The organism is Afipia massiliensis, assembly GCF_001006325.2.
In the GTDB taxonomy this organism is placed as follows: Bacteria; Pseudomonadota; Alphaproteobacteria; order Rhizobiales; family Xanthobacteraceae; genus Afipia; species Afipia massiliensis_A.
On sequence record NZ_LBIA02000001.1, the window covers coordinates 3,884,924 to 3,908,126 of the forward strand.

16 protein-coding genes are annotated in these 23,203 nt (G+C 61.7%); 5 read left to right on the top strand and 11 right to left on the bottom strand.

Annotated features, from left to right (window positions below):
• Positions 1–84 precede the first annotated feature (84 nt).
• The 4 genes from YH63_RS18760 to YH63_RS18775 form a co-directional block, all read right to left on the bottom strand.
• A complete protein-coding gene (locus tag YH63_RS18760; RefSeq protein ID WP_083992514.1) occupies positions 85–2,337 on the bottom strand; it encodes a CHASE2 domain-containing protein in 2,253 nt (750 codons plus the stop codon).
• Between the two features lie 18 nt (positions 2,338–2,355).
• Positions 2,356–3,753: an HlyD family type I secretion periplasmic adaptor subunit gene (locus YH63_RS18765; RefSeq protein WP_083992513.1), complete on the bottom strand. Its 1,398-nt coding sequence runs from the start codon at positions 3,751–3,753 to the stop codon at positions 2,356–2,358.
• Complete coding sequence (locus YH63_RS18770; RefSeq protein ID WP_046826299.1) at positions 3,750–5,513, bottom strand: type I secretion system permease/ATPase; 1,764 nt, start codon at positions 5,511–5,513, stop codon at positions 3,750–3,752. The genes YH63_RS18765 and YH63_RS18770 overlap by 4 nt, the downstream gene beginning before the upstream one ends.
• A 144-nt stretch (positions 5,514–5,657) precedes the next feature.
• Positions 5,658–9,830, bottom strand: a complete 4,173-nt coding sequence (locus YH63_RS18775; RefSeq protein ID WP_052753787.1) for a VCBS domain-containing protein — start codon at positions 9,828–9,830, stop codon at positions 5,658–5,660.
• A gap of 567 nt (positions 9,831–10,397) precedes the next feature.
• Here YH63_RS18775 and YH63_RS18780 point away from each other — a divergent pair.
• Positions 10,398–11,258, top strand: coding sequence for a transglutaminase-like cysteine peptidase (locus YH63_RS18780; RefSeq protein WP_046826298.1), 861 nt, complete (start codon positions 10,398–10,400; stop codon positions 11,256–11,258).
• A 227-nt stretch (positions 11,259–11,485) separates the two neighbouring features.
• On the opposite strand, the gene YH63_RS18785 is transcribed toward YH63_RS18780, so the two are convergent.
• Both YH63_RS18785 and YH63_RS18790 read right to left on the bottom strand, forming a co-directional pair.
• Positions 11,486–11,683 (bottom strand): hypothetical protein, encoded by a 198-nt coding sequence (locus tag YH63_RS18785; RefSeq protein WP_046826297.1) that lies wholly within the window; start codon positions 11,681–11,683, stop codon positions 11,486–11,488.
• Positions 11,684–11,774: 91 nt separating this feature from the next.
• Positions 11,775–12,620, bottom strand: a complete 846-nt coding sequence (locus YH63_RS18790) for an SDR family NAD(P)-dependent oxidoreductase (RefSeq protein WP_046826296.1) — start codon at positions 12,618–12,620, stop codon at positions 11,775–11,777.
• A gap of 215 nt (positions 12,621–12,835) precedes the next feature.
• Between YH63_RS18790 and YH63_RS18795 the strand changes: the two genes are divergently transcribed.
• The gene (locus tag YH63_RS18795; protein WP_083992512.1) at positions 12,836–13,045 is read left to right on the top strand and encodes a hypothetical protein; all 210 of its coding nucleotides are present in this window, start codon (positions 12,836–12,838) and stop codon (positions 13,043–13,045) included.
• A gap of 32 nt (positions 13,046–13,077) precedes the next feature.
• Here the strand turns inward: YH63_RS18795 and YH63_RS18800 are convergent, their stop codons facing one another.
• Positions 13,078–13,782 (bottom strand): ribonuclease activity regulator RraA, encoded by a 705-nt coding sequence (locus YH63_RS18800; RefSeq protein ID WP_137325245.1) that lies wholly within the window; start codon positions 13,780–13,782, stop codon positions 13,078–13,080.
• 176 nt (positions 13,783–13,958) lie between these two features.
• Between YH63_RS18800 and pxpB the strand changes: the two genes are divergently transcribed.
• The 3 genes from pxpB (at position 13,959) to YH63_RS18815 (ending at position 16,537) form a co-directional block, all read left to right on the top strand.
• Positions 13,959–14,681 (top strand): 5-oxoprolinase subunit PxpB, encoded by a 723-nt coding sequence (gene pxpB / locus YH63_RS18805; protein ID WP_046829396.1) that lies wholly within the window; start codon positions 13,959–13,961, stop codon positions 14,679–14,681.
• Positions 14,678–15,697, top strand: a complete 1,020-nt coding sequence (locus tag YH63_RS18810; RefSeq protein ID WP_046826293.1) for a biotin-dependent carboxyltransferase family protein — start codon at positions 14,678–14,680, stop codon at positions 15,695–15,697. Before pxpB ends, YH63_RS18810 begins: the two co-directional genes overlap by 4 nt.
• A 75-nt stretch (positions 15,698–15,772) precedes the next feature.
• Positions 15,773–16,537: a LamB/YcsF family protein gene (locus tag YH63_RS18815; RefSeq protein ID WP_046826292.1), complete on the top strand. Its 765-nt coding sequence runs from the start codon at positions 15,773–15,775 to the stop codon at positions 16,535–16,537.
• A gap of 111 nt (positions 16,538–16,648) precedes the next feature.
• Here the strand turns inward: YH63_RS18815 and YH63_RS18820 are convergent, their stop codons facing one another.
• The 4 genes from YH63_RS18820 to YH63_RS18830 all read right to left on the bottom strand — a co-directional run bounded on the left by YH63_RS18820 (position 16,649) and on the right by YH63_RS18830 (position 23,203).
• Positions 16,649–19,354, bottom strand: a complete 2,706-nt coding sequence (locus YH63_RS18820; RefSeq protein ID WP_046826291.1) for a nitrate reductase — start codon at positions 19,352–19,354, stop codon at positions 16,649–16,651.
• 142 nt (positions 19,355–19,496) lie between these two features.
• Positions 19,497–19,649 (bottom strand): hypothetical protein, encoded by a 153-nt coding sequence (locus tag YH63_RS21715; protein ID WP_170978716.1) that lies wholly within the window; start codon positions 19,647–19,649, stop codon positions 19,497–19,499.
• Positions 19,650–19,832: 183 nt separating this feature from the next.
• Entirely contained in the window at positions 19,833–21,449 is a 1,617-nt protein-coding gene (locus tag YH63_RS18825; protein WP_046826290.1) for a sulfite reductase subunit alpha, read from the bottom strand.
• Positions 21,449–23,203, bottom strand: coding sequence for a NirA family protein (locus tag YH63_RS18830; protein WP_046826289.1), 1,755 nt, complete (start codon positions 23,201–23,203; stop codon positions 21,449–21,451). Before YH63_RS18830 ends, YH63_RS18825 begins: the two co-directional genes overlap by 1 nt.

Below are 23,203 nucleotides of genomic sequence, written 5' to 3' on the forward strand. Positions count from 1 at the left end.
ACCAACATGATACCTCGCGGCGGCGATCAAAAAAATGGCTTGCCAGACGGTCATGTGGACGGTAGCGACGGCCTTTCGCCTCATTTACTTGGTTGTCAGGGCAACGACGCCATTCCAGTCGTCCGGCGGCGGAGTTTTGCGGAATGTTTCGATCCGCTCGGAATACAGATCATAGAGCACGCTGAAGCTCTTTGCTTCGTCGGCAATGCGGCCCTTCGCGATTGCGGCGAGAGCGCCGTCCCAATCCCGGCTGCGGTAGCACGCCAGCATTTCGATGCCGAGGTTGCGCTGGCGTTGAAACGGCCCCGATTTGGCAAGATCTTCCCGCCCGACGATCGCATAAATCACCTCGGGCTCTTGCTTGCCCTTCACCGTGATGAAATCGATTTCCAGGATTGCGAACTTGTCCTTTGCCGCCAGCGCCGTCGCTGATCCCGCGATGATCGGCACGCCGTAGGACTTCGACTGCCCCTCAAGCCGCGAGGCCAGGTTCACGCTGTCACCCAGCACCGAATAGTCGAATCGCAGGTTGGACCCCATGTTTCCGACCACGCAGGTCCCGGTATTCAGACCGATGCCGACACGCATTGGAATGAACGGCTTGCCAGCCTCATTTGCCTCGCGCTCACGTTCGACATTCAGCGCCTCGATGCGGTCGATCATGTCGAGCGCTGCATTGCACGCGTTGATCTGATGCTGCTGATCGCTCAGCGGCGCGTTCCAGAACGCCATGATGGCGTCGCCCATGTACTTGTCGATGGTGCCCTTGCGATCGAGAATCGCATTGGTGAGCGGTGTCAGGAACCGGTTCATCAGCGATGTCAGGCCCTGCGGATCCCGCTTGAACTGCTCTGAGATGGCGGTGAAGCCACGTACGTCGCTGAACATGATGGTCATGTCCCGCTCCTCGCCGCCGAGCACGAGCTTTTCCGGCGACTGCGCCAGTTGTTCAACCAACGCCGGCGACAGGTATTGACCGAAGGCCGAACGGATGCGGCGGCGCTGCGCCTGTTCGCGGAAGTAGCTGCTGAACACCAGCACCAGGTAGATCGCGGTGCTCGCGATCAGCGGGAACGTGAAATCGATCAGCAGCCGGTGCTCCGCGAAGAAGTACCAGGACGTCGCCACCATGATGCTGACGATGACGGCGCCGAACAGCAGAAGCATGATGGCGCTGAGGATCGGCGCGAGCCAGATGATGGCGATGCCGAACAGGATCGCGGCCAGCACTTCCGCGCCGACAGCATAATTCGGCTGCGACAGCACCGAGCGGGTCAGCGCGCTCTCCAGCACCTGCGCATGAACTTCGACGCCCGGCATCACCGGATCGAGCGGTGTGGTCTTCACGTCCAGCAATCCGACAGCCGAGGTGCCGATCAGGATCAACTTGCGCGAAATCCGATCGGGACCAACCACACCGTCCAGCACATCGGCTGCCGACACATAACGCGCCGCATCGTGTTTTGCGAAATGCACCCAAAGCTGGCCGTTGCGATCGGTGGGGACTTCAAATCCAGGCACCGCCACGCTCTTCACACCGGCCTCGTCCGACTTGATGAGAATGGTGTCGGACTTGGTGACGATGCGCAGCATCTCGAACGTCAGCGAAGGCATCAATTCGCCCTGCGCCAACATGATCATCGGGACGCGGCGGACAATACCGTCGCGCTCGGTGCGGATCGTGAACAGGCCGCGCCCGGGAGCGGCCTCCTCAAGCACCGGAATATTGCGCAGCAGCCCCGGGAACTGCAGCAGGAACGGCCGCGGATCGCCACCCAGCGTCGCAAGGCCAGTCAGAGGCAGATTCAATTCCGGCTGGGGTACGAATCTCGGCAGGCCGGATTCGCCAAGAATAGACGGCGATTTCCGCAGCACGTCGGCGAGCACCTGATCGTTGCTAGGCAGCGCCCGCAATTTTGCCCGGCTTGCTTCATCCAGATCACGGTACGTATCGGCTGCGATGCCGGGCGAAAGTCGATCCTGCTCCGCGAACACGATATCGAAGGCAATCGCGGCGGCACCGAGATCGGTCAGCCGCTGAACAAGGTCGGCAACGCGCGTGCGCGGCCACGGCCATTGCCCGAACTTGGCGAGGCTTTTCTCGTCGATGTCGATGATGACGACGGGGCGCTGCGTGGTTTCGCGCGGCTTGAGGATTTGATACCCATCGAAGGTGCGGACGCGCAGCTCTTCGAGCGGGATCGGGTCCACAATGCGGACACCGAGCATTGCGATCAGAAGCAAAAGACACAACAGCCGCGCGTAGCCGAACAGCTTCGCATAACGCCTGAGACGCGCGAGAAAACGCACCGCCGATTTCATGACCGCCCGCACCATGCCGCTAGCCGATACCCGTTACTTTTCCCGGAATGCACGCATGAGCTGGTCGCTGAACGGCTTCGCGAGATAGGATATCATGGTGCGCTCGCCGGTCTGCACAAAAGCCTCGACCGGCATGCCGGGCATCAGCCTGACATCCCCGAGCCGCGCCACCTCTTCCGGCGGCAGCGAGACGCGGACAGTATAATAGCTTTGGCCGGTACGCTGGTCGACCGTGGTGTCGGGCGAAATCCGGCTGATGGTCCCGTTCAGTTCAGGCGTGGTGCGCTGATTGAAGGCGGACAGCCGGAGCAATGTCTTCTGGCCGATCCGCAACTGATCGATGTCCTGCGGATTGACCTTGGCTTCGACGGACAGATTGTCGGAGTCCGGTACGATGAGCATGACCGCATCGCCGGCGGTGATGACGCCACCGACGGTGTGGACTGTCGACTGGAGCACCATGCCGTCCTGCGGCGCGCGGATATCGATGCGGCGCAGCTGATCCTCGGCGGTCACCTTGCGTTCGACGAACTCGCCGATCTTGTCGTTGATCTCGCGCATCTCCTTGGAGACTTCGCTGGAAAGATCCTTGTCGATCTGGATGATCTGCAGTTCGATTTCTGTGATCTTGCCCTTGGCTTGCGCCTTCTGGGCGACGAACTGCGCACGATCGCCGTCGAGCCGTGCTGCGTCCCGCTCGAGAACGGTCAGTCGTGAAATCTGCACGAGGTTCTTTGCGTAAAGATCGCGGACGCCGACGAGCTCCTTCTGAATGAGTTCAATCTCGCGCGACTTGGCGTTCTCCTGCGCCTCAAGGCCGCCGATCTCCTCCTTGAGCTGTGCGATACGTTCCTTGAGCTGAGCCTTCTGGTTGACCCGGCCGGATGAGCGCACCTGAAACAGCTTGATCTCGTTGCCGATGAGCGACCGGACATCCGGATTGGCGAACGATTCCATCAGTTCCGGCGGAAAAGTAATGCGGTCTGCGCCATCTTGCTCCGCCAGCAATCTAGCCCGGCGCGCCAACAGTCCGTCCAGACCTTTGGTGACGATAGCAAGGCTTGCCTTGGTCACCGTGTCGTCGAGGCGCACCACGACATCACCGGCCTTGACGCGGTCGCCGTCACGCGCCCTCACCTCGCCGACGACACCGCCGGTCGGGTGCTGCACTTTCTTGACGTTGGAATCGACGACAATGGAGCCCGGCGCGATCAGCGCGCCGGAGATCTGCGCGGTCGAGGCCCAGCCGCCGATGCCGCATGTCAGCAGCGTGACGACGACAAGGCCCACGATCAAATGAAAACGGATCGATCTGCGCGATCCCGGCTGGTCGAGGCTCTTGAAGATGGAGAGGCGCTCCAGCGGTGAAAACAAGGCGGTGAAGATGCGACGCACATTACCTTCGGTTCTGGCGAGGGGCGGCTTGCTCATGGTTGGCCTCCTCCCTTGTCCGACACGATCTTGATGGCGGGTGGGGTCGCGACGGGGCGTTGCAGCACCTGGCCAAGGACAGCCTCCTTGGGTCCGAACGCCTGAACCCGCCCGTCCTTCAAGACCAGAACGAGATCGACGCTCTCGATGCCGATCGGGCGATGGGCGACCACGACAACAACGCCGCCCCGTGCGCGGACCGCAAGGATGGCCTTGTTCAGCGCCACATCGCCTTCGCTGTCGAGGTTGGAGTTCGGCTCATCGAGCACCACGAGGAATGGATTGCCGTAGAGCGCCCGCGCCAGCGCGATGCGCTGGGCCTGTCCGGCCGACAGCACGCTGCCCTGATCGCCGATCTGGGTGTCGTAGCCGTCCTTCATGCCGATGATCAGGTCATGGACGCGCGCTTCCCGGGCGGCAGCGATGATGCTTTCCGGCGACGCATCGTCTTCGAAGCGCGAAATGTTCTGGGCAATGGTGCCGGCAAACAGCTCCACATCCTGCGGCAGGTAGCCGATATGGCGGCCGAGGATTTCCGGCGACCATTGGTCGAGCGCCGCCCCGTCGAGCCGCACCTTGCCGCGCAACGGCTGCCAGACTCCGACCAGCGCCCGCACCAGCGAGGATTTGCCCGATCCGCTGGGCCCGATGACGCCGACGCCCTGACCTGCCTCAAGCGTAAACGTGATGTCCTGCCCCACCACCTTCTGTTCGCCCGGGGGCGCGATGGTGAGCACCTCGACGGAGACCTTGTTGGCCGGGGTTTCCAGCAGCGTCGGAGCGCCCTGCTCCGGCAGCATGCCCAGCAGCCGGTTGAGCCGGTGCCAACTTTGCCGGGCGGCCACGAAACCCTTCCAGTGCGCGATGGCGAGATCGACCGGCGCCAGCGCCCGGGCGCTGAGGATCGACCCGGCGATAATGATACCCGCAGTGGCCTGCTGGTTGATGACCAGATAGGCGCCGACGCCGAGCACGGCGGATTGCAGCATCATGCGCATCACCTTGGCGATGGCGCCTAGCCCGCCCGCGACGTCGCTGGCCCGCTGGTTGCTCGCGAGGTAGTCGCGGTTGGACTCCTCCCATCGCCGGCCGACACGACCGGCCATGCCCATCGCCGCCAGCACCTCCGCATTGCGGCGGCTCGCCAGCGCAAGGTCCTGCCGGCGCATAGCCATGCCCGTGGAGCGCTTCATAGGGTCGTTGGTCAGGTATTCGGTCAGGATGGTCAGTGCGATCAGGAGAATGGCGCCGACCAGCGCGGTCACACCGATCAGGGGATGGAAGGCGAAACAGATCGCGAGATAAAGCGGCAGCCACGGCAGGTCGAACAGCGCGCCCGGCCCCATGCCCGAGAGGAACGACCGGACGTTGTCGAGATCACGCAGCGGCTGCAGGCCCTCGCTGCGATTACCCACGAGCAGCGGCATCCGGACGACAATGTCATAGACGCGGCGGCTGAGCATTTCATCGAGCGCGGACCCGATCCGGATCAGGATGCGGCCGCGGATCACATCGAGGATGCCCTGGACGACGTAGAGACCGCCCGCCAGCACGATCAGCCCCACCAGCGTCGGAATGCTGCGGCTCGGCAGCACCCGGTCGTAGACCTCCAGCATGAAGAACGAGCCGGTCAGGTAGAGTATGTTGATGACGCAGCTCATCACACCGACGCCGACAAACGCGCTGCGGCAGGCGCGCAGCGCCGCGCCCAGCTCGGAACGGGGCGAATGAGCGTGACCTGATGTCTTAGCGGACTGCATCGATACCTGGCTTGCCGGCTGCTGTCAGAACGCCAATCTGCAGTTCATGAATCGTGCGCGGCGACGGGTCCATCATGCCATGACATGGGCGGAGATTGCAGCCGGAAACATGATCGAAGTTAATGTTTCCGCCCCTCCCGCTCATCAGGCGTGGAGGATGAAATCGCTCGCATTCAGGGTGGCAACACCCTTCAGGAGCAGGGTATCCGTGTTGCCGTTGAAATGGAGTAACAAGTCTGCACCACCCGCACCGACATGATCCGCCGAGGACAGCAGCGTCGTCAGCGCGGACGCAGTCATGCCTGAGAGCGCCTTGAGGTCGATCTTGTCGGATCCGACCGAAAAATCCATGATCGTGTCTTGCCCAGAAGCCGGCGCGAACACGAAGTTATCCCGACCCGTCGTCTCGACGAGCGTTTCGTTCGCGCTGGTGCTCGCTATTTCGGTGACGCCGTTAATCGTGAAGTTGATGTCTTTGGACGTACCGTCCTGCGACTGAATCGTGAAAACATCCAAGTGCGTTTGGAAGCCCGTCAGAGCCTGAACGCTCGGGTTTGAGTTCAAAACCGAGTAGACGTATTGACCGTCCGCCTGAAGCGACAAGGTTCCGAGGTTGGTGTGACCAGTTGCATTCACCACGGTCGTGCTGAACGTCGCGGGACTATCGACATCTGAAATCGATAGCGTGCCGGACGTAACGAGATTTCCCGCGAAATCAATGATGCCCTCGCGGACTTCTGCCGTTGGCGGGTTGCCTATGACAGCAGCGTCGTTGGCGCCGTTGACAGTGACCGTTACCGACTTCTGAACCGTATCCGGACCAGACGAAGCATCAAATGTGAACGTCGCCGTCACGAATTGGCCAGCAGCGAGATAGTCGAATGCCGCGCGATCGTAGCCGATCGTGCCGTCTGTCGTGTTGACGGTAAACAGATCTGCCAGCGCGCTGCCGCTCGGCGCGAGCCCCGTCGCTGAATCGAAGAGCAGTGTGCCGGTTACATACGGCACATGAGTATCGCTGACATCGACATCTGCAATCAAAACATGATCGGCGACCGTCACCGTCACAGGTGCTGGCGTCCCGGTATCGCCTTCAACAACGGCAACTGGATCAGTTACCGTCACTGTCGGCGCGTCGTTCACGCCATCGATGGTGACCGTGATGTTCTGAGGAACGGTATCGGGCCCCGACGAGGCATCGAACGTGAACGTGGCCGTCACGGACTCGCCGGCGGCAAGATAATCGAACGCCGCGCGATCGTAGCTGATCGTACCATCCGTCGCGTTGACGGCAAACAGATCAGCCAGCGTGCCGCTGCTCGGCACAAGGCCGGTCGAAGAAGTGAGGGCGAGCGTACCAGCCACATACGGCACATGCACATCGATCGCATCGACGTCTGCAATGGAGACATGATCGGCGACCGTCACCGTCACAGGTCCTGGCGTCCCGGTATCGCCTTCAGCAACGGCAACTGGGTCCGTCACTGTCACCATCGGCGCATCATTGGTGCCGCTGATCGTGACAGTCACCATTTGAGTTGGCGACGTATCGTTGGCAGTAACGCCGCTGCTATCCTTGACCTGGATCGTATAGCTCAGCGTGATCGTCTCGCCAGCGGCGAGATACTGGACGAGACTGTTGTCGAGTGCGAAATTCCAGTTGAACGAATGGGTGCCGGCAGCCAGAGCCGAGGCCGGAACGGTCAGAGCGGTTGCAAGAGCCGTGGCCAGCGCCGTCGAAACGACCGCCCCGGTGGCATCGTTGTTGTAGACAACATGAGCGGTGTGGGTATCCGTCAGATCGCTGTCGGTGAAAGTCACCGAGCCGGTATCTTTCAAAACGCCGCTGTCAGGATTGACGTCTTCCCCGACGACAGCGCTCAAATCGGAATCGATCACGGTGATCACCGGCTGATCGTTCGCAGCGCCGACCTGAACGGTCACCTGTCGGATCGATGAAACCCCGTTGTTGTCGGTGATTGTGACGTCATAGATCAGCGTGAGGGTCTCGCCATCCGCCAGAAAATCAAGCAGATAATCTGGCAGCTTGAACTCCCAGGCTACCGACCCTTGATTGCTGGTATCCGTGCTGTTCTCCGACACCACCGTCTTCATGGCGTTGCCAAGCGCGGCGATGGTAGCCGACGGAATATCGCTATAGAGACCGCCAGACCATGCCACTGAGCCCGGATGAAGTGCCGCACTCGCCAGATGCGTATCTGACAGATCAAGATCGACAAACGCTAACGTTCCCGAGACGACATCCTCGACCAACGAGTTCGTCGTGTTGAGGACCTCTTCCGTCTGATGAGTAAGCTGTGTTCCCGTCGATGTTGCGTCCAACGTGTCGTAAGCAAGCACCGGCGCATCATTCGTGCCGGTGATCGTGATCGTGACGGTTTGCGTCACCGGGACGCCGTTGTCGTCCGTGATCGTGATCGTATAGGTCTGCGTGATCGTCTGGTCTTTGGCCAGCGATTGCAGCGTTGTATTGTTGTCGGCGAGCTTGAAATGCCAGCCGACCGAACCATGATTATTGGTGTCGGCCGTGCTCTCCGAGACCGGATCGATGGTGAACTCACCGATCTCGGTACCCGCGACAAAGCCCGGCAGGCTCGACGCGGTCGATGTGAGCGAGGCCGTCGCCGTATGCACGTCGGTCAGATCGACGTCCTGAAAGGTAATCGTGCCGTTGGTTACGATGTCGCCGGATGTCGTAACGTCGGTGTCTTCCTTCACGTCGCCCGTTGTCGTCGTCGCCGCACCGACCACGATCGTCGGCGCGTCGTTCTCGCCCGTGATCGTGACCGGGATCAGGACGGTGCCGGTATCAGGCCCCGACGTCGCGGTGACCCGGATCATGAAGGTGACCGTTTCGCCGTCGTCCAGGAAGTTGAACTGCTGGCGGTCGAACGAGACGACGCCCGTTGTCTGGTTGATGTGGAGCAGCGGCTTCAGAAAAGCCTCGGTGAGATGGCCGATTGTGCTGACCGCGCTAGTGATGACGGCGCTGCCGGCGACGAACGGAACGCCGATATCGTAAAACGGCGCGTTGCCGATGTCCGGATCGTCGATCCTGACGACATCCATGAACTTGAATGTCTCTGTGGTCGAGACGAACGCCTGATCCGCTGTAACAGCAAGCGCCGAGAACTGCGCCTTGGTATTGTAGAAAATCCTGTTCTGGTAGGTCGTGATCCCGGTCAGCGGATCGGTCACGGCGAAACGCAGCTCGATCTGCGTCAGGAACGTCTGCTTATTGTTGGAGTTGGTCGTGAAAAGAATTTCGGCGAGGTTGTTGCCGCTGCTGTTCGATCCGAACTTGGGCATCTTCGGATTGGAATCATCCGGATTGTAGTTCGGAAAGTAAAGCTGGAAGACCTGCTGGATGATGGCCTTCTCGGCCTGCTGGTCGGCCAGCGTCTTGAGTTGTTCGATCGCGGTCGGAGGCTGACCGATGCCGAGGCTCGACACGAAGGTCACCTGCCCGGCCTGTGACACGGTGCCGATCAACTGACCGGAAATCTTGTCGTACAGGTTGAACGATCCCGTCGTGCCGTCCGGCTCAACGAGCACAGAGAACTTTGTCGGGCCATCATTGGCCGCGATTTCGACAAGCACCGCCGTGCCGCGAATGCCCATCGTGGCCACCGGCGTCTCGACGCGCATGTTGCCGTTCTTGGCGGTCTGGCCGGCGACGAAGGTGACGGTGCCCTGAACAAGGCTCATCAGCGACGAGTTCGACGATCCGTTCGGATCGAAGATCATCTCGTTGAGAACCATGCGCGCGTTCGAGGTCATGCCGAACGCGCTGCCATCAACGAAGGTCATGCCGATCGAGGAATTCGATCCGGTCTGGATCACATCGCCCTTCTGCACGGCGGCGCCGATCTGCAGTTCGACGGAGACGCCGTTCCGGATCACGGATGCGCTGCCGGACATCTTCTGGACGGTACCGATCACCGCGCCTGCGGCAGGTGCAGCTGTTGCCTGGGCATAGTGAACGTGTCCGGTCAATGCATCGACGATATGACCGCCGAGCGTCGCGCCGTCTTTCGTTGACAAGGCGGGTCGCGTTTCACCCTTGAAGTAATTGCCGACGACGAATTTCTGGTTGTTCCCTGAAATGATCAGGTCGCTGCCGATCCGGGTGTAGTCGCCGGAAAACAGCAGATGTGCATCAGGAACGACAACATGGCTGTCGGATGCGTGGTGCTGGACGAAGCCTGGCTTTGAATCGAACGCAAAGCGCTCGCCACCCAGTGATACCGGGGAGTCGTGCGAAAATTCGGAATCAAATGGTCCGGCGAAATTCAAACCCTGCCCGCCCGTATCAAAATTCTATTGTTAAGAAATTGAGAATTCGCAATTCATAGCATCAAAGGCCGCAACCCCATAGAGGATTGAACTAAACGGCATGGCTTACATGCCCCCGTTAAGTACAATTACGGGATCATGACTTGGTCGTTCACGCGTTACTTTCGAAATCTATGAAATAGAACTGATAATTTATGCTGTCCCGCACCATCACCGGTCAATCAACAAGGCATAACCAAGCCTAGAGACCAAACGGCCTGCTGAAGGGCAATTAGCCAAAACTCAATCTATACTTCAAAACTTGTGCGCTAAACTCAAACAAACCAGTCAACTAAACAGGGATTACTGCTGAGACGCGGGATTTAGCATCCGGGCGCCTGCGCGTTAGCTCTATCTACAATTTTAGGCAATGTCGTCAACATTAGTTCCGCATATTTGAATCCAGTTGGCCGATTTGTCCCGTGTTTAAGCCGCCGAAAAGGGGACCCGCCCTACTCCTTGTGACGAAATGATCTGGCCACGAGCACGCATACCTTTGCGAGCCGATGTCCGGACAAGGGGCGTCACATGTCGGCTTTCACCGCAGCGCGCGCGGGCGCGATAGCATTTATCTGTATTTTCAACGTATTGGGCGCTCCCGCGCATGCGGCAGCTTATGCGCTGCGCGAGAGTCCGGCCGGTGCCGAGGAAGCCCCCGCACCTGGCCCTGCCGAGCCTTTCGGGCTTTCAACCTCCGCCCTGACCGAAGGCCCCCTTCGCGCCAAATGGCTGGCAGTCGAGCGCGCCATTGCGGCCGAAACGGACATTATCGCTGGCTGCGCCAGCGACCCGGCACATTGCACGTCCCAGCCGGCGCATCGATTCCTCGAAATCGTCAACGCCGCCGCTGCCCGCGAAGGTCTTGCCCGTCTGGGTGAGATCAATCGCGCGATCAATCTCGCCATCCGGCCGGTCAGTGACCGGGCGCAGTATGGTGTCGAGGACCACTGGTCCTCACCGCTGGCCACGCTGGCGGCGGGAGCCGGTGACTGCGAGGACTATGCAATCGCAAAGCTAGTTGCGCTTCGCGCGGCCGGCGTCGCGGCGGAGGACCTCCGCCTCGTTATCATTCGCGAGAACGCGACCGGCGACGACCACGCCGTGGTCGCAGCACGGTCTGGTGGTCATTGGCGCGTGCTGGATAACCGCACGTTTCTGATGATCCAGGACAACGGGTTCGGCAAATACCGGCCGCTGTTTGCAATCGACGCGGAAGGCGCAAAACGCTTTGAACAGCCGATGTATGCGAATGCTGCACCGGTGACGCAGTCCCGCCCCGCCGAGATCGCAACGCGCGATCCCGTCGTCGATGCCGGCGCAACGGCGGTCGGATCGAACACGGCGACGACTGTTGCGTTCGACAAGTTCTGTATGACGCTTGCACTGTAAGGCAACGCACAAGGTTTGGCCGGATTGACTCCCGGTCCGATCGATTCACCTAGTGGAGTGGATTTGACATTCGCGGCCCACTCAGCCGCAAGTCCGCAACGCGAATGTCAAATCCAAAACTCCACTAGAATCTAATATTTGCTAGTGGTCCTTCGATTCTAACATTCGCAAAGTTGTCTGCCGAAACGGGAGGCGAATGTTAGAATCGGACCACTAGTTTCCATCGCTCAGGTCTTGGCGATGCTCTGGATGGTCGCGACAAACAGCAACGCCGCAAGGGTGACGAGCACCCATCCCGGGTTGTCGCACAGGACCGCTCCTTGAACACAGATCTGGTCGGCTAATGGCCAGCCGCGGTTCCGTGTTGCACCTGCGAGCAGGAAAATACCGCCCGCGCCGGAAATTGCGAGAATGAGCTGACGCATGGATACACTCCTTTCCGCCGCCCATGTTCGGCGCGAAGGAGTGAATCAATGCTTGTTTCGACCGATGAAACATCGGTCCTTCACGCAAAATTCAGCCGGGCTTTCCGATCGCCGCCTGGTCAAACGCCGCTGTAATGGCGGCAAACCTGCCTTCGACCTCGGTGCGCATGTCGGGATGCGTGAAAATGTAGAGTTCGTTGGCACGGATCGCGGCAAGCACGCGCGCCGCCACGTCCGACGGATCCAGTCCGTTCCGGATCAATTCGTCGATCATGGCGACCAGCGCAGCGGTCGGACTTGCCGGGTCGAGCGTTTGCGCCGGGCCGTACTGCTCCGTCCTGTTGCGCCCGCTCTCCCCGATACGGGTGCGGACAAATCCGGGACACAATACGCTGACGCCGATTCCGAACGGCGCCAGTTGCGGCGCGAGCCCTTCCGACATGCCGACCACGGCGAACTTGCTCGCGGTGTACGGACTGAAACCGAGCGCGCTCTGCATTCCGGCCATCGATGCGGTGTTGACGATGTGGCCACCTTCGCCGTGCGCGCGCATGTGCGGCAGAAAAGCCCGGATGCCGTGAACGACGCCCATCAGGTTGACGTCGAGCACCCATCGCCAACTGTCGAGCGCGATATCCTCGATACCGCCGCCCGCGGCAACACCGGCGTTGTTGCAAATTACATGAACGTTTCCGAATGCATCGAACGATGCCTTGGCGGCGCGCTCGACACTGGCCGCATCGGTCACATCGCAGTCAATGCCGCGCACGTCCGGACCGACGTTGTGCAGGCTTTTGACTGCGGCCTCCAATGCGTCGGTCTCGATATCCGCAAGCATGACTTTCATGCCCGCTTCCGCAAAGGCCCGCCCGAGTGCGAATCCGATGCCGCTCGCACCACCCGTCACGAATGCAGTCTTGCCGGCAAGCTCCCGCATGTTTCCCCCCGCGTTTTTCTATCGAAGCCATCATGTCACGATCGGGGGAGCGAAAACCAGCGCGATCGTCGAAGCCGAATTTCGTGTCATTGAAGCCGGCCGCTTCGAGCGGCGTCTTAAAATGGACACGCGCACGCGGCTTAGTTTGTTTTTACGCCTTCGTGCCGGTGGAACTGCCAACACACCGGCCGATTTATCGCGGAAGGGATTTGCCGATGGCGACACGCATACAGCGACTCGCGGAATTTGACGGCAATGGTGAACCGTCACCTGAAGAGGCGGTTCAGGTTCTTTGTGAAGACAAGAGTGGAACCTATCAGTTGCCATTCGCTTGCCGCCGCATCAACGGCGAATGGCGTAACAGCGAATCCGGAAGCCTTGTTGAAGCAATGGTCGTTGGATGGCGGCGGCCCAGAGGGACATGATCCGAAAGATCATGTCCCCGGAAATCTGACGATTACTTTTTCGCCTTTGAGGCGGCGTACCGCGCCTTGGTCTCGGCATTCATCGGATAGAGGCCCGGCAGTTCTGCGCCGTTGTTGACCTCGTTGACGATCCAGCCCTCCATCGCCTCCTGCTCCGGACCTTCGGTCAGGATCAGTTCGAGGAAGGCCTGCGGGATCAGCACCGCGCCGTCCTGATCGGCCACGATGACGTCATCGGGGAACACCGCGACCCCGCCGCATCCGATCGGCTCGCCCCAATTGACGAACGTAAGCCCGGCAACCGACGGCGGAGCTGCCGCGCCATCGCACCACACCGGCAGGCCCGTGCCGAGCACGCCTTCGAGATCGCGCACGACACCATCTGTTACCAGCGCGGTGACGCCGCGCTTGGCCATGCGCGCGCACAGGATGTCGCCGAAAATTCCGGCGTCGGTAATTCCCATCGCATCGACCACGGCGATACAACCCGCCGGCATCGCCTCAATGGCGGTGCGGGTCGAAATCGGCTTGGACCACGATTCCGGCGTCGCGAGATCTTCGCGTGCCGGGACAAACCGCAGGGTGAAGGCCGGACCGACCAGACGCTCCTGCCCCGGACGCAGCGGACGCGACCCGCGCAGCCAGACGTTGCGAAGCCCCTTCTTGAGAAGGATGGTCGTGATGGTGGCGGTCGTGATCTTCTTGAGCGTTGCGACGGCTTCGGGCGAGAGCGACATAGGGGAGACTCCGATGGGGTGGTCATGCCTTGTTGCCAAAGCAGGGCATGGCGTCAAGGCGACAATCGCGTGAGCGGTAATGCCCGCTTATGCGTCGCGATAACACCAACTTATTTGCCATTTGAACGCGAGTGTCGGACAAATGGCGACCGATCCTTCAGATTTCCGGCCCGTCGATGACCGCCTCGCCCCGCATCCTCCCGTCCGGAGATACTGCCCTGACGGTCGAGTTCGGGCGCAGCATCGATCCGGCGATCAACCGGCAGGTTCTGGCGCTTGACCGCAGCGTCGCGAGCGAGGCTGTGACCGGCGTGCTGGAGACGGTTCCGACCTACCGTTCGCTTCTGGTCCACTACGATCCGCTGCTAGTCGGTTACACAGCATTGTCGGAGCAGTTGCTCGCGCTGGCACAGCGACCCGTTCCCCCCGAAACCGGCGTCCGGCGCTGGCGCGTTCCTGTGGTCTATGGCGGCGAGTACGGCATCGATCTCGACGATGTCGCGCGCGCGCATAACATCGCGACGTCGGATGTGATCGCGAAGCATATCGGCAGCGAGTACCGCGTGGCGATGATCGGTTTCACGCCCGGCTTCGCCTATCTGAGCGGCCTCGATCCCGCCATTGCGACGCCGCGCCGCGAAAGTCCAAGGACGTATACGCCGCCCGGCACCATCTCCATCGGCGGCGTGCAGGCCTGCGTGCAATGCCTTGCCGCGCCGAGCGGCTGGCATCTCTTGGGACGAACGCCGGTCCGCACCTTTCATCCGCACCGCGATCCGGTGTTCCTGATGGAGCCCGGCGATGCCGTGACCTTCCATGCCATCGCGGCCAGCGAGTTCGCTTCACTCGATCGCGCGGCTGAGCGCGGCGAGACCGTCGCCGAATTGATCGCGTCATGAGCAAGCTCGTCGTCGTCACAACAGGGCCGGCTACGTCCGTTCAAGACGCCGGGCGCTTCGGCGCGCGACGCTACGGCCTCACCACCAGCGGCGCGATGGATCGAGTCTCGCTGGCAATGGCGAATTGCCTTGCGGGAAATGCGCCGTTCGCCGCCGCCATCGAGGTCGGCCCGTTCGGCGCGTCGTTCACGGCATGCAACGGCGCTGTCCGTGTGGCGCTGTCCGGCGCGGCGCGTGTTGCGGACATCGCGGGATCGCCGTTACTGTTGAATGAAACCGCGCTGATTGCGGAAGGCGAAACGCTCAAGCTCGGCGCTGCGCGCAACGGCATGTTCAACTACCTTGCGATCGAGGGCGGCATCGCCGGTGAACCCGTGTTCGGAAGCCTGTCGGTCAACGCGCGTGCCGATCTCGGCAGCCCCTTCCCGCGGCCGCTGCAGGTTGGCGATACACTCGATGTCGGGACCGCGCAGGTTGCTCCCTGTGAGCGCGCGCTGGACACGTTCGATATGCCGCAAACACCAATTCGCGTTGTGATGGGGCCGCAGGACGACGAGTTCGGCGCGGCATGCGATGTGTTCCTCAACAGCGACTGGCGCATCTCCGCCACCAGCGACCGCATGGGCTATCGGCTCGAGGGCCCGAAGGTCGTTCATCCCGGCGGGCACAACATCGTCTCCGACGGCGCGGTTCATGGCAGTATCCAGGTGCCCGGCAACGGCCAGCCCATCGTGCTGATGGCGGATCATGGCACGACCGGCGGCTATCCAAAGATCGCGACAGTCATCAGCGCCGACCTCGGACGGTTCGCGCAGATGCAATCGGGCGCGATGATCCGCTTCAAGGCGATCAGTGTCGCGGAAGCGCAAGCCGAGGCGCGCAACCTGGCTGAGTTCATGCACGCTCTGCCCGGCCGCATTCACGCGGCTGGCGGATCGAGCCTCAATCTTGTCGAATTACAGAAGGCGAATGTTGCAGGTGTCGCCGTGAATGCTATCGACACCGGCGAACCATAGCGTTTTCAAGCGAAGTGGGAACCGGTTCGCGTCAAGAAAACGCGTTAAAGTAAAACAACTCCCACGAGGCGTACCATGACCATCGATCTCAACAGCGATCTCGGCGAAGGTTTCGGCGCATGGGACATGGGCAATGACGACGCTATGCTGGGCCTCGCCAGCAGCGTCAACGTCGCCTGCGGTTTTCATGCGGGCGATTCCGACATCATGCTCAAGACCGCCAAGCTCGCGAAGGAGCGCGGCGTCAGCATCGGCGCGCATCCCGGTTACCGCGACCTGCACGGCTTCGGACGGCGGCCGGTGCCCGGACTGAAATCGTCCGAGATCGAAACCATGGTCGCCTACCAGATCGGCGCGTTGCAGGCGGTCGCCGCGCTGGCCGGTCACAAGGTCACCCACGTCAAGGCGCACGGCGCGCTCTCGAATGTCGGATGTGTCGACGACATGACGGCACGCGCCATCGCCGCTGCCATCAAGGCCGTCGACCCGAACCTGTACTTCGTGGTGCTGCCGAATACCACGCTGGTCCGCGCCGGCGAAGCCGCAGGACTGAACCTGATCTATGAGGTGTTCGCCGACCGCGCCTATGAGGACGACGCGCAACTGGTGGCGCGCAGCAAGCCCGGATCGGTGCTTCATGACGCCGATCAGATCGCGCAGCGTGTGGTGCGCATGGTGCAGGACAACGCCATCACCGCCGCATCAGGAAAAGTCATCCCTGTGAAGATCGATACCGTCTGCATCCACGGCGACACGCCCGGCGCGGTCGACATCGCGCGCAAGGTGCATGCGGAGCTGGAGCGCAGCGGCATCAGCGTCGCGCCGTTCAGTAAACGATAGATATCCACCCGTCATTGCGAGCGAAGCGAAGCAATCCAGAGCCACAAGAAAGAACTAGATTGCTTCGTCGCAAGTGCTCCTCGCAATGACGGCTTCGCAAAACTTAGCTCACTAGCTAGCCGCGCTAGCTTCCATCGGCTGCTGAACGTCCGTCTGAGCGATCAGACGCTTTAGTTCCGGGATGCATGAACCGCAATTGGTGCCGGCCTTCAGCTTCGCGCCGATCTCGGCGGCGGTGCGTGAGCCTTCCGCAATGGCCCCGCAGATCGCATTGCGTCCGACGCCGAAACACGCGCACACCACGGGGCCATCGTTCGCGACACCATCCGCGGACTTGCCTGACAGCAGCAGCCGCCGCTGCTCGTCACTGATGGTCTCCGCCCCAAACGCCGCCTTCACAGCCTCCCAGTTGGGCGCGTCATCGGCCGGGCCAATGAAGAGGCAGGCCTCCAGTGCGTCACCGGAAAACTGCGCTGCGCGATAGACGCCGTGTGCCGTATCTTCATATTCGGCGACGTGCCCCGCTTCTTCCAGCGATGACAGACAGGTTTTCCAGTTCGCTGTACCGGGATTGCTGGCAAGCAGATAGCCATACCCGCCGGTGACAGCGACACGCGACCACAACACGCCTTTCGGAAGCGCCATCGGCTTGCGTGACAGCACGAACCCGCGCTGTGCGAACGCGACGGCCTCGATGGCGACGGGCGTCGCCTTGTTCTCCGGCTGCCCGGAAAACGGATCGGTGAACGGCGCGACCAATGCACCGACCCGCCCCGATGCGGAATTTTCCTCGCTCCAGTGGATCGGCGCGAACAGCATACCGCGCTGTTGCCGCTCGCTCACCACAACCTTCAGGATGCACTGGCCGAGGTCTGTGGCGAGTCTCGCAAAGCCGCCATCGACGATCTCCGCTTGCGCGGCATCTATGGGGTGAATCTCGACGTAGGGCTCCGGCAGATGCTGACCGAGGCGCGGGCTGAGACCCGTGCGCGTCATGGTGTGCCACTGATCGCGGATGCGCCCTGTGTTCAGGCGCAGCGGCCGAGCCTCGGAGGTCGCGCCGCGCAGCATCGGGACGTCGGGCGCGATGAAGTGTGCCTTGCGATCGGATGTATAGTACGCGCCTTCTGCGAAGAAACGCGGCTGCGGTTCAACCGCGCCCTCGGGCATCGGCCACATGAGAGGCGGCATCTCATCGAAGCCGTCATCTTCGATCGATGCCAGCGCTCCGATATCGAAATCACGGCTGCCGTGATTTTCAAAAGCGGACAGCGCGGCATGTTCGCGGAAAATATCGGCGGCGGAGTTGTAGGCGAACGCCGCGCCGTAACCGAGGCGCTTCGCCACCTCGCTCATGATCCACCAGTCGGATTTGGCCTGTCCCGGCGGCGGCAGGAACGCTCGCTGACGCGAGATACGCCGCTCGGAATTTGTCACCGTGCCGGACTTCTCGCCCCATGCGTGCGCGGGCAAAAGGACATGCGCGCCGGAATTGATGCTGTCGTTGGATTGCACATTCTCGGAGATCACCAGCAGATCGAGCTTGCGCATTGCCGCGCGGACTGCGTTTGCATTCGGCAGCGACACTGCCGGATTTGTGCCCATCACCCACAGCGCCTTGATCTCCCCGCGGCCGATGGCCTGGAACATCTGCACCGCCTTGAGCCCTTCATGGGTGGCGATGTGCGGTGCGTTCCAGAACCGGCGCACGCGGTCGATGTCCGGCGGCGTGAAGCCCATATGCGCCGCGAGCTGATTGGCGAGACCGCCGACCTCGCGCCCGCCCATTGCGTTCGGCTGGCCGGTCAGAGAGAACGGCGACGCCCCCGGCTTGCCGATGCGTCCGGTCGCGAGATGGCAATTGATGATTGCGTTGACCTTGTCGGTGCCCTGCGCCGACTGATTGACGCCTTGTGAATAGAGCGTCACCACGCGTTGCGTTTTCGCGAACATCAGGAAGAACGCCGCGACGTCGGACTCTGATAGGCCCGTCGCCAGGGCGGTTGCGGTCACGCTGCCTGCAATGCTGCGCGCCTTGGCCAAGCCTTCCGCGAAACCGCTTGTATGCTCATCGATATAGGCGTGATCGAGCGCGCCGTTATCCGCGAGATACGTTAGCAGCCCGCTGAACAGCGCCGTGTCGGTGCCGGGCTTGAGGCCGAGAAACAGATCGGCGTCGCCAGATGTCTCGGTCTGCCGCGGATCGATCACCACGATGCGCGCTCCGCGCTTCTGCTTGTTGGCGATCATGCGCTGGAACAGGATCGGATGGCACCAGGCCGCATTCGATCCAACCAGCACCAAGAGATCGGCTTGATCGAGATCCTCGTAACAACCCGGCACCGTATCGGAGCCGAACGCGCGGCGGTGACCCGCGACCGACGAGGACATGCACAGCCGCGAATTGGTATCGACATTCGCCGTGCCGATGAATCCCTTCATCAGCTTGTTGGCGACGTAGTAGTCCTCCGTCAGCAACTGGCCGGACAGATAGAAGCCGACCGAACCCGGACCATGCTTGGCGATAATGTGCTGCAGCCGGTTGGCGACATGATCCAGCGCATCGGTCCAGGCGACCTGCTCGAGCTTGCCGTTCGAGCAGCGGATCATTGGATTCAGCAGCCGTTCGCCCAGGCCCAGCGTCTCGCCGAGCGCCGAACCCTTGGAACAGAGACGTCCGAAATTCGCCGGGTGCTCCGGATCGCCGGCGATTGTCGCGCCGCCCTTGCCGTCAGGCGTGGCGATGACGCCGCAGCCGACGCCGCAATAGGGACAGGTGGTTTTTGTGGGAGCGAGGGATGGATCAGCGTTCGTCATGCGGTTCCCCGCACGACAGAACGCAATTTGTCATTGCGAGGAGCGCAGCGACGAAGCAATCCAGCTTTTCTTTGCCGCTCTGGATTGCTTCGCTTCGCTCGCAATGACGCGAGGAAACAATCCGACGCTAATTCAACCTTCCTTAGAACGGATGATAGGACAGCGTGCCGAACACGACGGCTGCGATCAGCGCGAACGCGCCGTACACGGCGAGCATGTGCACGCGGTTGTCCGGCTCCGCCTGAGCGGAGGCCGCCCGGGCATGGGCCTCTATTCCAGATACAACATCGCGCATCGCCGATCTCCAGTCGATCATCGTATGCGGTATTGAAGCGCTCTAACGCCCGGTTACAAGGCATTGACGCAAAAGACGATAACGTTGCCCCGGCCTGCGCCGGGAGAGAGAATATTCCTCCCGTCAGACCCTGCGGAGAACGAACTGTCTCCGGCAGAATCGGCGATTTGTGCCCTTCTGCCATCAATAGACGTCCTGCTGGTAGCGGCCCTTTTTCTTCAGATCCGCCACAAAGGCGATCGCCTCGTCTGTCGATCGCGCACCGAACTGGGCTGCGATATCCACCAGCGCGCGCTCGACGTCCTTCGCCATCCGCTTGGCATCGCCGCAGACGTAGACGTGAGCGCCATCCGCCAGCCAGTTCCAAAGTTCACGGCCGACCTCACGCATGCGGTCCTGCACGTAGAACTTCTCCGAGCCGTCGCGCGACCATGCCAGCGACAGTCGTGTCAGCACGCCCGAGGTTTTCATCGCGTTCAGTTCGTCCGAATAGAAGAAATCGTACGCGCTGCGCTGATGACCGAAGAACAACCAGTTGCGGCCCGGCGCCTTGGTGGCCTGACGGTCGTGCAGGAATGCACGGAACGGTGCGATTCCGGTACCGGGGCCGATCATGATGATCGGCGTGTTCGGATCCTGCGGCAGGCCGAAGCCGTGGGCCTTCTGCACATAGACGCCGAGCTGTTCGCCGGGATTGATCCGCTCCGCGAGGAACGTCGAGGCAAGGCCCAGCCGCTTACGCTTGCCGATGACATAGCGCACCGCATCGACCGTCAGCGACAGCTTGCCCGGCGTGGCGTTATGCGACGACGAGATCGAGTAGAGACGCGGTTGCAACGGCTCCAATGCCTCAACGAAGGCCTCCGGATGTGGGCGCACGCCGGAAAATTTCTGCAACGCCGCCAGTACGTCGAGATTGGCGGCGTCACCATCCGGATCGTCGCCGGATGCGAGCGCCCGCGCCTTCTCGCGCAGCGCCCCGCCGGTCACGAACGAGATCAACTCAAACAGCGTGTCCGGTGCCGGAGACAGCGAGACGTCGTTGAGCAGCACCTCACGCAACGGCTTGCCATTGACCTCAACCATGTGCGACGCGCCGAGCATCGCGATGATCTGATCCACGAGGCCGAGATCGTTGGCGGCGAACACACCGAATGAATCGCCGACGACATAATCGAGACCGGCCTGCGCGAGATCGAACTCGATATGCCAGGTTTCCTTTTCGGAGCCGGGCTTGTTAACCGGGCGGCGCGACAGGAACGAGGCCATCACAGGGTTGTCGCGCGAACGTCCCGGCTCCGATGCCGGTGCAGCAGCGACAGGTGCAGCGGCAGGTGCATTTGCGGAGGACGATGCCGCGGCAGGCGCTTTCTCAAGCTCCTCGTAGAGTGACTTGAGCATCCGCGCGGTTTCCTTGCCGCCCGGAACACAAAGATTCAACCGCGCCTCGGCCTTGCTGGCGATCACCTCGGAGTAGTCGTGGCAGTTGTAGCCGCACTGGCCGCAATCCTGCTGCGCCATCGCCGCCATCATCTTGCGGCGGATGGGGCGGCCTTCCGCCAGCTTCATCCGGTCGGCGATCGGCATGGTCTGATCGTGCCAGGGCGCTTCGCCATCATCGCCGTCGCCGGCTGCGCCTTTCATCACAGCGTCGCCCTGCTCTGGCGACAGCGGTGTCACCGCGTTGTCGAGCGACACGAGGCCGGCGAAGAAGCCGTTCAGCCAAGAGCGCTGCTCCTGCGAAAACGGCGCGGTGTCCGGGATGATCTCAAGCTGTCCGGGAGGAGTTCTCTGGTTCATCACACAGACTCCATTTCAGTCATGCGCTTGAGGGCGTCGATCTCGGTCCGCTTGGCGAAGGCGATAAACGTTTCATCCTCCGACACGCGATGGGCGACGTAGGCCTTGAGAACACGTTCGACGGTGCGCGGCGCATCTTCCGCCTTCACGTTCTGGAACAGCTCGCGTCCCATGGTGGCGTCGGTGCCGAAGCCGCCGCCGACCAGCAGGTGATAGCCGTCGACGGTGTCACCTTCGTCGTTGATCGGAACACGCGCGCCGATCAGGCCGATGTCGCCGATGTAGTGCTGCGCGCACGAATGATGACATCCGGTGAGATGGATGTTCACCGGCGTCTCAAGCGGCACGCGCTCGTCGCACCAGGCCGCGATCTCTTCCGCATTCTCCTTGGTGTGAGCGGCGGCGAAGCGGCAACCGGTCGCTCCCGTGCAGGCGATCAGTCCTGCGCGGAGCGCCGATGTCGTCGCTGCGAGACCCAGCGCCTCGATGGCGGCGGTAACGGTCGCGACGTTGGCGTCAGCCACGCCGGAAATCAGCAGGTTCTGCCAGACCGTGAGGCGAATATCGCCGTCGCCAAAATCGGCTGCGAGCTTGGCAAGTCCGCGGATCTGCTCCGGCGACAGGCGGCCGAGCTTCAGCGCAACGCCGATCCAGTTCAGGCCAGCCTGCTTTTGCGGATGCACGCCGATATGCGCGAAGCGATCATAGGCCGGGCGCGGCGCAATGGCCTCCGCCGGCACGCGGGCCAGCTTCCGGCCGAGCTTTTCCTCGACGGCCGCGAGAAACTTGTCGAAGCCCCACGAGTCGAGCACGTACTTCAGCCGCGCCTTGTTGCGGTTAGTCCGGTCGCCGTTCTCGATGAAAACGCGCACGATCTTGTCGGCAACGTCGGTTGCTTCCTGCGGCTTGAGGATGACGCCGGTATCGCGGGCGAAATCCTTGTGACCGGTGATGCCGCCCAGCGCCAGCCGGAAGTAAATCCCTGGATCGACCCCAAAGCCTTCGCGCACTTCGACCGCCTGAAGGGCAATGTCGTTGGTCTCCTCGAGCGTGGCGATGCGCCCTGCGCCGTCGAACGCCACGTTGAACTTGCGAGGCAAGCCATACAGCGAGCGGTCGTTGAGAATGTGAAAATGCCAGTCGCGGGCATACCGCCTTGTATCGAGAATTTCCTGCGGATCGATGCCCGCGGTCGATGTGCCGGTGACGTTGCGGATATTGTCCGCGCCGGAACCGCGCGAGCACAGTCCGAGGTCCTGAAGGCCTTCGATGACGTTGATGGCGTTCTTTGGCTCGATTTCGCGAAGCTGGAGATTGGCGCGCGTTGTCACATGGGCATAGGGCCCGCCGAAATTCTCCGCAATGTCCGCGACGCCCGCGAACTGCCAGTGCTTCAGGATGCCGTTCGGAATGCGAAGACGGCACATGTAGGACGCCTGCGTCGGCGCGACGTAGAAAATCCCGTAATAGCGCCAGCGGAAATTGTCCTGCGGCTTCGGCGCTTCGTTGTTTTCCGCCTGCTTGACCAGTCGCGGATAGGCATCGAACGGATGTTCGTCGCGCTTGAATTTTTCCTGATCGTTGAGTTTGCCGCCCGCGGCGACGGTGCGGTCCTGCGCCTTGAGGTGGATGGCGTCAGGCCCGACCGGTTCGGACTTTGCCGGAGCGTTGGTGCGCGCGACACGTGAGGCAGAGAGGCCCGATACGAATCCTTCGAGATAACGCTTCTGGTCAGGAGAAAAATCGCTGGACAT

Bases quoted from the DNA above. Each gene is read 5' to 3' on its own strand.
- YH63_RS18800 (WP_137325245.1), bottom strand. From the start codon at position 13,782: ATGTCGCTCTCGCCCGAAGCCGTCGCAACGCTCAAGAAGATCACGACC.
- YH63_RS18825 (WP_046826290.1), bottom strand. From the start codon at position 21,449: ATGAACCAGAGAACTCCTCCCGGACAGCTTGAGATCATCCCGGACACC.
- YH63_RS18820 (WP_046826291.1), bottom strand. From the start codon at position 19,354: ATGACGAACGCTGATCCATCCCTCGCTCCCACAAAAACCACCTGTCCC.
- YH63_RS18815 (WP_046826292.1), top strand. From the start codon at position 15,773: ATGACCATCGATCTCAACAGCGATCTCGGCGAAGGTTTCGGCGCATGG.
- YH63_RS18770 (WP_046826299.1), bottom strand. From the start codon at position 5,513: ATGCAGTCCGCTAAGACATCAGGTCACGCTCATTCGCCCCGTTCCGAG.
- pxpB (WP_046829396.1), top strand. From the start codon at position 13,959: ATGACCGCCTCGCCCCGCATCCTCCCGTCCGGAGATACTGCCCTGACG.
- YH63_RS18810 (WP_046826293.1), top strand. From the start codon at position 14,678: ATGAGCAAGCTCGTCGTCGTCACAACAGGGCCGGCTACGTCCGTTCAA.
- YH63_RS18795 (WP_083992512.1), top strand. From the start codon at position 12,836: ATGGCGACACGCATACAGCGACTCGCGGAATTTGACGGCAATGGTGAA.
- YH63_RS18760 (WP_083992514.1), bottom strand. From the start codon at position 2,337: ATGGTGCGGGCGGTCATGAAATCGGCGGTGCGTTTTCTCGCGCGTCTC.
- YH63_RS18780 (WP_046826298.1), top strand. From the start codon at position 10,398: ATGTCGGCTTTCACCGCAGCGCGCGCGGGCGCGATAGCATTTATCTGT.
- YH63_RS18785 (WP_046826297.1), bottom strand. From the start codon at position 11,683: ATGCGTCAGCTCATTCTCGCAATTTCCGGCGCGGGCGGTATTTTCCTG.
- YH63_RS18830 (WP_046826289.1), bottom strand. From the start codon at position 23,203: ATGTCCAGCGATTTTTCTCCTGACCAGAAGCGTTATCTCGAAGGATTC.
- YH63_RS18790 (WP_046826296.1), bottom strand. From the start codon at position 12,620: ATGCGGGAGCTTGCCGGCAAGACTGCATTCGTGACGGGTGGTGCGAGC.
- YH63_RS21715 (WP_170978716.1), bottom strand. From the start codon at position 19,649: ATGCGCGATGTTGTATCTGGAATAGAGGCCCATGCCCGGGCGGCCTCC.
- YH63_RS18765 (WP_083992513.1), bottom strand. From the start codon at position 3,753: ATGAGCAAGCCGCCCCTCGCCAGAACCGAAGGTAATGTGCGTCGCATC.